Source organism: Streptomyces sp. NPDC006265 (assembly GCF_040613555.1).
Lineage (GTDB): Bacteria > Actinomycetota > Actinomycetes > Streptomycetales > Streptomycetaceae > Streptomyces.
This window is the reverse complement of record NZ_JBEXSH010000215.1, coordinates 1-11,246: the sequence shown is the minus strand read 5'-3', so window position 1 is coordinate 11,246 and position 11,246 is coordinate 1. Positions and strand designations below refer to the sequence as shown.

10 protein-coding genes are annotated in these 11,246 nt (G+C 69.4%); 4 read left to right on the top strand and 6 right to left on the bottom strand.

Annotation, left to right across the window (positions count from 1 at the left end; all coding sequences use genetic code 11):
- The 5 genes from ABZ281_RS19025 to ABZ281_RS19005 form a co-directional block, all read right to left on the bottom strand.
- Window positions 1–183 (bottom strand): FkbM family methyltransferase (locus tag ABZ281_RS19025; protein ID WP_356656901.1); only part of this gene is annotated, 183 nt, incomplete at its 3' end.
- Window positions 184–223: 40 nt separating this feature from the next.
- On the bottom strand, window positions 224–1,714 hold the full coding sequence (locus ABZ281_RS19020; protein ID WP_356656899.1) for a hypothetical protein: 1,491 nt from the start codon (window positions 1,712–1,714) through the stop codon (window positions 224–226).
- A gap of 93 nt (window positions 1,715–1,807) precedes the next feature.
- A complete protein-coding gene (locus tag ABZ281_RS19015; RefSeq protein WP_356656903.1) occupies window positions 1,808–2,716 on the bottom strand; it encodes a glycosyltransferase family 2 protein in 909 nt (302 codons plus the stop codon).
- Between the two features lie 29 nt (window positions 2,717–2,745).
- Window positions 2,746–3,789: a GDP-mannose 4,6-dehydratase gene (gene gmd / locus ABZ281_RS19010; RefSeq protein WP_356656897.1), complete on the bottom strand. Its 1,044-nt coding sequence runs from the start codon at window positions 3,787–3,789 to the stop codon at window positions 2,746–2,748.
- Between the two features lie 68 nt (window positions 3,790–3,857).
- Window positions 3,858–4,511 carry a class I SAM-dependent methyltransferase gene (locus tag ABZ281_RS19005; protein WP_356656895.1) on the bottom strand — a complete coding sequence of 218 codons (654 nt, stop codon included), beginning with the start codon at window positions 4,509–4,511 and terminating at the stop codon, window positions 3,858–3,860.
- Between the two features lie 284 nt (window positions 4,512–4,795).
- Here ABZ281_RS19005 and ABZ281_RS19000 point away from each other — a divergent pair, with 284 nt between their 5' ends.
- Window positions 4,796–5,836, top strand: coding sequence for a GDP-L-fucose synthase (locus ABZ281_RS19000; RefSeq protein WP_356656893.1), 1,041 nt, complete (start codon window positions 4,796–4,798; stop codon window positions 5,834–5,836).
- A gap of 321 nt (window positions 5,837–6,157) precedes the next feature.
- Here the strand turns inward: ABZ281_RS19000 and ABZ281_RS18995 are convergent, their stop codons facing one another.
- Window positions 6,158–6,622, bottom strand: a complete 465-nt coding sequence (locus ABZ281_RS18995) for an LPXTG cell wall anchor domain-containing protein (RefSeq protein WP_356656891.1) — start codon at window positions 6,620–6,622, stop codon at window positions 6,158–6,160.
- A gap of 302 nt (window positions 6,623–6,924) precedes the next feature.
- Here ABZ281_RS18995 and ABZ281_RS18990 point away from each other — a divergent pair, with 302 nt between their 5' ends.
- From ABZ281_RS18990 to ABZ281_RS18980, 3 genes are all read left to right on the top strand, one after another.
- Window positions 6,925–7,539, top strand: a complete 615-nt coding sequence (locus tag ABZ281_RS18990) for a low molecular weight phosphatase family protein (protein WP_356656889.1) — start codon at window positions 6,925–6,927, stop codon at window positions 7,537–7,539.
- A gap of 176 nt (window positions 7,540–7,715) precedes the next feature.
- Window positions 7,716–9,230, top strand: coding sequence for a cellulase family glycosylhydrolase (locus ABZ281_RS18985; protein ID WP_356656887.1), 1,515 nt, complete (start codon window positions 7,716–7,718; stop codon window positions 9,228–9,230).
- Between the two features lie 232 nt (window positions 9,231–9,462).
- Window positions 9,463–11,070 (top strand): alpha/beta hydrolase, encoded by a 1,608-nt coding sequence (locus tag ABZ281_RS18980; protein ID WP_356656885.1) that lies wholly within the window; start codon window positions 9,463–9,465, stop codon window positions 11,068–11,070.
- Window positions 11,071–11,246 lie beyond the last annotated feature (176 nt).

The following is an 11,246-nucleotide window of genomic DNA, read 5'->3' as shown; positions in this document are numbered from 1 at the left end:
AAACACCGTCCACAGCGGGTCCGCCGCAGCCCGGCGCCGCAACGTCCGCAGGGGCTCGTGGAGCGGCTCGAACGAGACGATCCTTCCCCGGTATCCGAACCGTCTGAGCATCGCTGCGTACTGACCACGGTTCGCCCCCACGTCGAGCACCACATCGATGCGGCTGCGGAGAATGAGCTGCACGACGCGGTGATCGGGTGAGCACTGCGGCCACCGGTTCACGTCAAGGCCGAAGCGCTGGGCGGCGAGACGGGCGCGATGAAGGAGAGTCATCGTCCCATTCTCGGGGTTGCTCCCGTTCCTTCCCGGTATTCACCGTTCCCTGGATCCGGCTCCATTCCGGCTGTTTCGTCCCGCTGCGGTCGACGAGCGGTTTCCTCGGCCCACCGCCGGACCGGTCTGCCGCGTCGGCACGCAGCTGCCACAGGCACAACCCGAGCAGAACGCCTTGCTCGGGGAACGGAGAGTACGAGACGAAGAGCACGAGGTGGGAGACGACGACCAGCCGCAGTGCGGGCGTGCCGTTCCCGACGCTACCGAGCCGCCGCCACACGAGGAGGTACACGGCCAGCAGCGTGAGCAGTCCGACCACACCGAGGCGAAGCAAGACGTGCAGGTAGTAATCGTGCGGGGAGACGGAGATCACCACGCCCCCGACCCACCGGTCGTAGCCGGAGCCGAACGGACTGCCCAGCAGCCATTCGACCAGGGTCTTCGGTCCTTTCAGCAGTTCCTGCCAGCCGAGAACCCGCCAGGCGAAGGTGCTGTTCTCGTCCTGCGTCTCCAGGAAAGAGCCGGCGAGGACGCTGCCGACCCTGCCGAACATGCCGGCGGCGAACACCAGCGTGACCACGCACAACGAGAGCAGGGCCGCCGCCGCGCAGGCCAGGCGCTGACCAGCCCGGGCGGGAACCAGTGCCCACCCGACGACAGCCATCACGATGACGATCGCCCAGACGGTCCGGTGCTGCAGCAAGACCACGAGGACCAGACAGAGCAGCGCCGGCAGGATCCTCCTGCGGCCGCCGTCCGTCGTCCGGCCTTTCCGCCCCCGCCGGTCGCCTCCAGGGCCGTACTCCACGGTCCTGGCCGATGCGGACGAGTTCCCGCCCCATGGGCACAACAGGAGTACCGCGCTCTGCGCGAGGACCAGCGCAGACCTGGCCGGAACCGGCCTCGCGTCGTACGCCTGCCCGCCTACGGTGGCGGCGTCGACGACCGAATGCAGTCCCGTGTTCGCCCATCCGGCCAGGCTCAGTGCGGCGTACGCGGCGGCTGTGACCAACCACAGCCGCACGACGACCCGGGCCCTGTCGGCGTGCAGGGGCGCGGTCGCGACGTACAGGGCCGAGGCGAAGAACTGCCAGAAGTAGACGCGGGCGTCATTGGCGGCGGAGGCCAGGCCGAATGTGCCCGCTCCTCGCTGAAGCGACCACGCGATCAGGCACATGACGGCCAGCAGGAGCAGCAACTCCGCCCGGGTCGGCGCCCCCCGCTGCAGCAGCCGGGCGACGGCCACGAGCACGGCACAGGCGGCCAGCAGATCACTCGGCAGGACGGCGAAGCCGACGTCGAGGAACGGGGTCTCACCGCCCGCGGCGATCGCCCACACCTGTACGCCCAGCAGAAGACCGATGGCGGTGTTGCAGTGCTGGGTGAAGATCCACAACAGGACGGCGAAGAGCGCCAGTCCCAGGAAGAGGGTCTGAGTCATGTCCGAGGCGACGGCTAGGTGCTGCACCGTTGGTCCGTCCTGGGGGAGCTGAAGAGCCGGAGGCGGGAGCACGCCGCGGCTGTGAAGGGGGCTTCAGAGGGGCAGGTGATCCTTCGTCGCCGGCTGTGGCGGTGGTGGCGCGGGTACGCCGCCGGCCGGAGACCGTCGTGTCCACAACGCGGTGACGAACGTCCTCGCATACGGGGAGCAGAAGAGGAGCGGTGACCAGACCCCGAAATGCCGACGGCAGAAGCGCCACCAAGGACCGAGGGGCTGTTCCCGCACCGATGTCGCCCGGCGCAGCGCGGTGCGCACCGTGATCCCGGTGGCCCGGGACGTGCCGGGGGCGAACGGCGGGTGGTCGTCGCACACACCCACGTGCCCCGGAGCCAGCAGAACCGGGACGCCGGCCCTGCGTGCCCGCAGTCCGTAGTCGCTGTCCCCCATACGGTGCGGGAATCCGGGGTCCAGGTCTCCAAGTGCCCCTCGTGCCGCCCGGGTGACCAGAACCGCGTTGCCGTTGCAGGAGTCGCAGGCCAGGGGCCGACGGGGGTCCGGTTCGACCCGCTCGAGACGCGGCGGGCGCCAGCGGGCGCGAAGGAGCCGGTAGCCGCCGTAGGTGGTGCGGCTGCCGTCGGCGGAGAGCATGGCGCCGACGACCACGGACGCCCGTTGGAGCGGGGCGGCGGTGTGCATCAGCACGGCGAGCGCGTTCACGGAGAGGACCACGTCATCGTTGAGCCACAGCACGTGAGCGCCGGGGTCCGCGCGCGCCGCCGCCATGGCCGTGCCCGTGCCCCAGTACACACCGGGATCCGCCCTGACCACATCGGTGCCCGGAAAGGCGGCGCGTACGGCGGCGCCCGTTCCGTCGGTACTTCCGGCGTCGACGAGGTGCACGGTCAGGGACGTCCCGGGCGGCAGACCGGTCTGCCTGTGCAATGACGCCAGGGCCGCCAGAGTGCGCGCCCGGCGATTGTGACAGGTCATCAGGACGGCCACCTTCGGCGGGGCCGGGCTCTCTGTACGCGTCACCGCCCGACCAACTCCGGCGCCGTCGGAGCGGCGGGCGCGCCGACGGAGACGGCAGGCGCCGGTGACAGGGCCGCGATCTCGGCGTCGACCATGAGCCGGGCCAATTCCGGAGCGCGCACGGCCGGGCGCCATCCCAGGACCCGCTCGGCCTTGGAGGCGTCTCCGACGAGGTCGTCCACCTCGGTCGGCCTCAGATAGCGCTCGTCGAAGCGCACATGGTCGCGCCAGTCGAGGCCGACGTGGGCGAAGCACTGCTCGACGAAGTCGCGCACGCTGTGGCTGACGCCGGTGGCGACCACGTAGTCGTCGGGTTCGTCCTGTTGCAGCATCCGCCACATCGCCTCGACGTATTCCGCCGCGTATCCCCAGTCCCGTCGGGCGTCGAGGTTGCCCAGGTAGACGACGTTCTCCAGGCCGGCCTTGATGCGTGCGGCGGCCGTGGCCACCTTGCGGGTGACGAAGGTCGGGCCGCGGCGAGGAGACTCGTGGTTGAACAGGATGCCGTTGACGGCGTACATCCCGTACGCCTCCCGGTAGTTGCGCGTCGCCCAGTACGCGTACACCTTGGCGACCCCGTACGGGGAGCGGGGGTGGAAGGGGGTGCCCTCGTGCTGAGGCGGCGGGGAGGCGCCGAACATCTCGGAGCTGGATGCCTGGTAGAACCGGCAGGGCAGGCCCGTCGTCCTGACGGCCTCGAGCAGCCGCGTGGTGCCCAGCCCGGTGGAATCCCCGGTGAACTCCGGCTCGTCGAAGGACACCCGTACGTGCGACTGGGCAGCCAGATGGTAGACCTCGTCGGGCCTCAGGCGCTCCAGCAGCCCCGCGATCCGGGTGCCGTCGGTCAGGTCGCCGTAGTGCAGGAAGAGGCGTGCCTCGGGGTCGTGCGGATCCCGGTAGAGGTGCTCGATGCGCTGCGTGTTGAAGGTCGAGGCGCGGCGGACGATTCCGTGCACCATATAGCCCTTCTCCAGCAGTAGTTCTGCGAGGTAGGAGCCGTCCTGGCCGGTGATGCCGGTGATGAGCGCCGTCTTGTCCGTCATGCGGACTCCTTTTGCTGGGCTGTGGGGGTGGGAAACACACCTGAGCGGGGGAGGACGGCGGGCACGGCTCACTTCCTCGCGACCAGTGACTTGGGAAGTCCGGCGAAGCGTTCGAACCAGATGCTGGAAGCGGGGAAGTAGGACCGCATCTCTGCCGCGGACAGCAGCTCGACCTCCTGGATGTCGCGGGTGGCCTGCGCACGGCCCGCGCGTGGGACGTGTCCGTGCGGCCAGCGCCGGGACACGGCGACGCGAGCCCGGAACGGGAGCCACTGCAACCCTGGAAACAGCCAATGGGGTTCGACGGGGAAGTAGCGGTAGGGGGTCTGCACCCAGTGGTGGTCCGCGTGGCTGTGCACCGTGTCGGCGAACTGGCGCCGCCGGTAGTGCCCTCCCACGTGCTCCAGGACGGAGTTCGAGTACACGAGGTCGAATCGCCGGGTGACCATGTGCGTCGGCAGCGAGAGGCCGCACGCGTCCCCGACGACCGGCGTGATTCCGGACTCGGCATGCCGGGCAGTGCGCGGGTCGAGGTTGACGGTCACCACGTGCGCCGGCCGAACGGGCGCGCCACGCCAGGCGGTCGGCGTGCCGCCGAGGTCGAGAACGTGCATCTCGGCCAGGTCGGGAAAACATCGCAGCAGTTCGTCCCAGCGCTTCGCGCGAGCCGAGTGGGCAAGGGATCCGGGCCTCGTGGGATCGGCGATCTTCGTCTTCAGCATGCTGCTTCCTCTTGGCCACGTGGCGTGCGGCGCTGTCCGTCACGACGGTCACACGCCTTCTTCTCCGGCAGGGCCGTCAGGACGGACAGGTGCCGCCCGAACTCCGGCACCTCCGGCACCCCGGCAAGAATACGGAAATCGGCGCTATCATCCGCCTCATGCCGTTGTGTCGCGTTTTCAAATGTTGTGTACCGGTGCTGCTCGGCTCATGAGTGGTCCGTTTCCCGGAGCCGCGACAGACGGCGCCCCCTGACACCCCGTCCGCGAAGGAGGGCATCGAGCCCATGAGCGCCTGTACTGATACCGGTGCCGCAGTCCCGGCCGCCTCGGCGGTCCACGCACCCGCCCCGGTGCCGGACGGCAGGGTGCACCGCCCCCTCGACCGCTCGGCGCGCGTGTTCGTGGCCGGAGGCTCCGGGCTGGCCGGTTCGGCCGTGCGCAGGGAACTCCGCCGTGAGGGGTTCACCGATGTGGTCGCGCCGGGCTCTGCGGAGCTGGACCTGAGGGAGCGGCGGGCGGTGTTCGACTGGTTCGCGGCCAGGCGCCCGGACGTGGTGGTGCTGGCCGCGGCGCGGGTGGGCGGGATCAAGGCGAACGCCACCCGGCCTGCCGAGTTCCTCTCCGACAACCTGCGCATCCAGGTGAACGTGCTGGACGCGGCTCTGGAGCGCGGGGTGGAGCGGCTGCTGTTCCTGGGCTCCAGTTGCATCTACCCGAAGTTCGCCGAGCAGCCGATCCGCGAGGAGGCGCTGCTGACGGGGCCTTTGGAGCCGACCAACGACGCCTACGCCATCGCCAAGATCGCCGGCATTCTGCACGTGCAGGCGGTACGGCGCCAGTACGGGCTGCCCTGGATCTCCGCCATGCCGACCAACCTGTACGGGCCGGGCGACAACTTCCACCCCGAGCGCTGTCATGTGCTGCCGTCCCTGATCCGGCGCTTCCACGAGGCGGAGAAGTCGGGCGCGGGAAGGGTGGTGAACTGGGGCAGCGGTACACCCCGTCGGGAGTTCCTCCATGCGGACGATCTGGCCCGGGCCTGCCTGCACCTGATCGAGCACTACGACGCGGACGCCCCGGTCAACGTCGGCACCGGCACGGACCTGACCATCCGGGAGCTGGCGGAGCTCGTCGCGGACGTCGCAGGGTACCGGGGGAGCGTCGAGTGGGACACGAAGCAGCCGGACGGCACTCCGCGCAAGCTCCTTGACGTTTCCCGGCTCACCACGCTCGGCTGGACTCCTCGTATCGGCCTGCGGGAAGGGATCACCCGGACGTACGCCTGGTACGTGGACAACCTCGGTTCCGGCACGCTGCGGCACTGAGGGTCTCCGCGGCGGCCGGAGCCGGGGCCGAAGGTGAGTCGCCCCCGTGAGGGGGCAGTGGCAGTCGGACGTCCGGCGCGAATTCGCCGACCTCGCGCGGTCGCAGCCCTCGGGGACGAATTCCCCTGGCATCGCGGGGTGCCGGTTACCTCACCGGTCTCGGGCCGCCTGGGTTCGGTGCCTTCCCGAGGAGCCTGCCTCAGGCGGCCCGGGCCGCGACGGCCTCAGCGGGTACTCCGGCGGCCATGTGACGTGACCCGCCGGAGTACCCGCTAGCGGCCGCCGGTCCCCGGCTTCGCGACTGTCCCCTCGGCGAGGTGGTCAGCCACGCTGTCGGCGCCGGACGGTCACCATCGTGCCGCCGCCGAGCGCCAGCAGTGCTGCCGTTCCGCCCAGCAGGGTGAACGAGTTCTTGTCACCGGTGTTGCTCAGTTGCGGCTTGTACGAGCGAACCTTGATCACAGCCTGAAGGGCCCGCTTCGACTTCTGTCCCTTGAGGCGGAAGACGTGCCAACCCGGCTCCGTCCACCTGGGGATGGTGACAGTGCCCTTCACTGTGCCGTTGGCGTTGGCGGTGAAGTGGCCGATTTGGAACGGCTTCGAGTACAGGAAGGCGTTCACCCCCTCGTTCGGAGCGAACCCGGTTCCTGTGAAGTCGAGGTCCTCTCCTGCGCTGACGGTGGTGGCGCTGAGGGTCAGCTCCGGGGGATTGGGTGGATACGGCTGGGAGTGAGCAGGTTGGGCCCCAATGGCAGGGACTGCGGCCAGGACAGCAGTGGCTGCCACGGTCGCGAAGGCGGCACGACACTTCGATGACGCCGTCATCGCATTCACGCTCCTCCGGTGGATATAGGCGACGGCATGGTTCGACCCCGAGTACGGTATGTGCATAGATAGCACCCGACGGTACTTCTTAAGCCCTTTTGAAAGACATGCCGCCTTATGGCGTATGCAGATCACTGCCTCGCCTGGCGTGAGCCCTGGACGCGACACCCGTGCGGGCGCTGCGGCCACCCGGCGGACGTGCCGATGATGATGGGCCCGCGCCGCATGTCCTGATCTCCTCTTTCTCCCTGCCTGGAGGGTGCGTGCCCCCGTTCCGCGTACTCGTGGTCTGCACCGGCAACCTCTACCGCTCTCCGCTTGCCGAGTGCCTGCTCAGGCACCAGCTGCTCGAGCATCGGCAAGTGATCCACGTGAGCAGTGCCGGCACCCGGGCCGTCGTGGGTGTGCCTGCGGCGGCTGCTGTCACCTCCTTCCTCGCCGGACGCGGCCTGCAGCCCTGCGGGGTGGGCTCCCGCCGGCTGACCGAGGGCCTGGTCGAGAATGCGGACCTGGTGCTGGGCGCCGCGCGGGAGCATCGTGAGGCCGCGGTGCGGCTCTCCCCCGTGCGTGCGTTGTCCCGTGCGTTCACCTTCCGTGAGTTCGTCCGGCTGGCGCGGTCCGAGGACGCCGCGGGCACGCTGGATCCGGCCGCACGGTTTGCCGCCCTCGTACGGGGCGCGGCCGCTCGCCGTGGTGCCGTGTCGGCCCGTATGGGTGATGTGGATGTGAAAGACCCTCTTGGCGAACCCCCGCCCCAAGTGCAGCAGTGCCTGGTGCAGATCGAGGAGGCCGTGGAGCGGATCGCCGCGCTCGTGGCGCCCGGACGGCATCGGTCTTCGTCGGCTGCCGGCCGGGCCGGGCCCGGGAGGTGGCCGTAGCGGACCGCGGGGGTGCCGTACGGTGCGGCCGCACCCTGCTCAGGCCCGAGCGGCGTGATGAGGGCGGGCATCCTTCTTGACGTGCCCATGGTGTGTCAGTTTCCTGGGAAGTGCGCGGCATGGGTGGGAGCGCTCCCAACCGTTCCGGGGCCGCGCCTCCCCGAGAGGAAGCAGCCATGTTCCGCACTCTGCGAAGAGCGCTGTGCGTCGCCGCGGCGCTCCTGTTACCCCTGGCCGGTACGCAGTCGTCGGCATTCGCCGACGTCGACGCGCAGGCAGGTGCCGGCTACTGGCACACCAGTGGCCGGCTGATCCTGGACGCGGCCGGACAGCCCGTCCGTATCGCCGGCATCAACTGGTTCGGCTTCGAGACCGCCAGCCACGTCGTCCACGGCCTGTGGGCCCGCGACTACAAGAGCATGATCGACCAGATGAAGTCGCTGGGCTACAACACCATCCGCATGCCCTACAGCGACGACATCCTCAAGCCCGGCACCATGCCGGACAGCATCAACACCGACGGCAAGAACACGGACCTGGGCGGGCTGACGTCCCTCCAGGTCCTGGACAAGATCGTCGCCTATGCCGGCCAGTCCGGCCTCAAGATCGTCCTGGACCGGCACCGCCCGGACGCGGCGGGCCAGTCGGCCCTCTGGTACACGGCGTCGGTCCCCGAGTCGACGTGGATCACCAACCTCAAGGCCCTGGCGACGCGTTACAAGGGCAACCCCACCGTCGTCGGCATCGACCTGCACAACGAGCCCCACGACCCGGCCTGCTGGGGCTGCGGCGACACCTCCCGCGACTGGCGCCTCGCCGCCCAGCGCGCGGGCAACGCGGTCCTGTCGGCCAACCCCGAGCTGCTGGTCATGGTCGAGGGCGTGCAGTCGCACAACGGCGTGAACGGCTGGTGGGGCGGCAACCTCATGGGCGTGGCCCAGTACCCGGTCCAACTGGACGTCCCCAACCGGCTGGTGTACTCGGCGCACGACTACGCGACATCGGTGGCGCAGCAGTCCTGGTTCTCCGACCCGTCCTTCCCCGCGAACATGCCGGGGATCTGGGACAAGTACTGGGGCTACATCTTCAAACAGAACATCGCCCCGGTGTGGCTCGGCGAGTTCGGTACGACGCTCCAGCCGTCGGTGGACCAGAAGTGGCTGGCCGAGCTGGTGAAGTACCTGCGTTCGACGTCGGCGTACGGTGCCGACGGCTTCCACTGGACGTTCTGGTCCTGGAACCCCAACTCCGGTGACACGGGCGGCATCCTGAAGGACGACTGGCAGACGGTCGACACGGCGAAGGACGCCTACCTGGCGTCCGTCAAGGCCCCGGGCTTCGACGCGGGCGGACCCGGTCCGGGCGACCCCGGTGACCCGGGTGGCGGGAACGCGACCTGCACCGCCGCCTATACCGTCAGCAGCGACTGGGGCGGCGGCTTCAACGCCGAGGTGAAGGTGACCAACGCGGGCACGCTGCCGCTGAAGTCCTGGAAGGTGACCTGGACCTGGAGCGGCTCCCAGAAGGTCACGAGCATGTGGAACGCCTCGCACACCCAGAGCGGGGCGACCGTCACGGCGGTCAACGCCGCGCACAACGGGAGTGTCCCGGTGGGCGGTTCGGCGAGCTTCGGCCTGGGCGGCGCGCCCGGGGGCGGGGCTGTGCCGAGTGTGAGTTGCACGGCCACGTGAGCACGGCGTGAGGTGGGGCGCCCGGTGGAGGCCGGGCCCCCGCGGTCCGGCTCGCCTGTCCGATATCGCTAGAACACCCCGTTTTTGAAGGCTTCCTGAGAGCGGGCTGTGCCTCGATTTGGTCAAGTCTTGCTCGAATTCGTACATGCGCGGTGCGCTCTTCCGAAACGATGCGGCACGGCCCGTGTCACTCGCGGGCCTGACCCCCCTCACCGTTGCGAGAGAACTCCACATGAGAAGAAGCGCAGCCGTCCTGTGCGGCGCCACGGTCGTTCTGGCCGGGACACTCACCGCCGCCCCCGCCAACGCCAGCGCGTCACACTCCGCGAACACCGCCCTGACGACCGCCGCCGCGAAGATCACCTGGAAGAAGTGCGGGACGGACGACACCCCGACGCTCCAGTGCGGCTCGGTGAAGGTGCCGCTCGACTACGCGAAGCCGCGAGGGAAGCAGATCACGCTGGCTCTCTCCCGCGTGCCGCACACCGCGCCGAAGTCCCAGGGCCCGTTGCTCGTCAACCCCGGCGGCCCCGGTGGCAGCGGCCTGTCGCTGGCTTCGTTCGTCGCGTCGTCCCTGCCCAAGGCGGTCGCCGCCCAGTACGACGTCATCGGCTTCGACCCGCGCGGAGTGGGGCAGAGCCAGCCCGCCCTGGACTGCAAGCCGGGCCACTTCGACCCCGTGCGCCCCGACTCCGTGCCGAGCACACCGGCACTGGAGAAGGCCAACCTCGCGCGCGCCAAGTCCTTCGCCAAGGCCTGCGGCACGAAGTACAAGGACGTCCTGCCGTACATCGACACGGTCAGCGCCGTGAAGGACATGGACTCGATCCGCAAGGCCCTCGGCGCACCGAAGATCAACTACTTCGGCTACTCGTACGGCACCTACCTGGGCGCGGTCTACGCCAAGCTGTTCCCCGAGCGGGTGCGGCGCCTGGTGCTGGACTCGATCGTCGACCCGACCGGTGTCTGGTACGACGACAACATCCAGCAGGACTACGCCTTCGACAAGCGTCACAAGGCGTTCACGGCGTGGATAGCCAAGTACGACTCCACGTACAAGCTCGGCACGAACCCGAAGAAGATCGAGGCCAAGTGGTACGCCATGCGGGCGGCCCTGGCCAAGAAGCCCGCCGGTGGCAAGGTGGGCGCCTCCGAGCTGGAGGACATCTTCATACCGGGCGGCTACAACAACGCCTACTGGCCCACGCTCGCCCGGACGTTCGCGGCCTACGTCAATAACCACGACACCGCCGCGCTGGTCAAGGCCTACGACAACATCGCGGCGATCGACGCCTCCGGCGACAACGGCTACAGCGTCTACACGGCGGTGCAGTGCCGTGACGCGTCCTGGCCGCGTGACTGGAAGCAGTGGCGCAAGGACAACTGGGCGGTCTACGAGAAGGCCCCGTTCATGGCCTGGAACAACGCCTGGTACAACGCGCCGTGCGCGTTCTGGCCGACGAAGACGCTGAAGCCGGTGAACGTCGCCAACAGCAAGCTCCCGCCGGTGCTGCTGTTCCAGGCGACGGACGACGCGGCCACCCCCTACCAGGGCGGCGTCACCATGCACCGGCTGCTGAAGGGCTCCAGCCTGGTGGTGGAGCAGGGCGGCGGCAACCACGGCATCACGCTGAGCGGCAACGCCTGTCTCGACAAGCACCTCGCCACGTACCTGACCAACGGCAAGGTCCCGCACGGCAACGGCGTGGCGGACGCGGTGTGCAAGAAGACCGCCGACCCGAAGCCGCAGCCGGCGACGCAGAAGGCACCGAGCACGCTGCAGCCCGCCGTCGCGGCGGTCGGCGACAGCCTGCGGGGGATTCTGGGGTTCGGACGCTGAGCGCCTCGGTGACCCAGGTCTGACGGGAGGACACGGGGGCGCCCGGCGATACGTGCCGGGGCCCCTACGGCCTGTCGTTTGGGCTGATGTGTGCGTGGTTGCCGCCGACCGGGCTGATGTCCAGACGGCGAAGTACCTCCTTGACGCTGGAGGACACCGCCACCACCTCGCGGAGC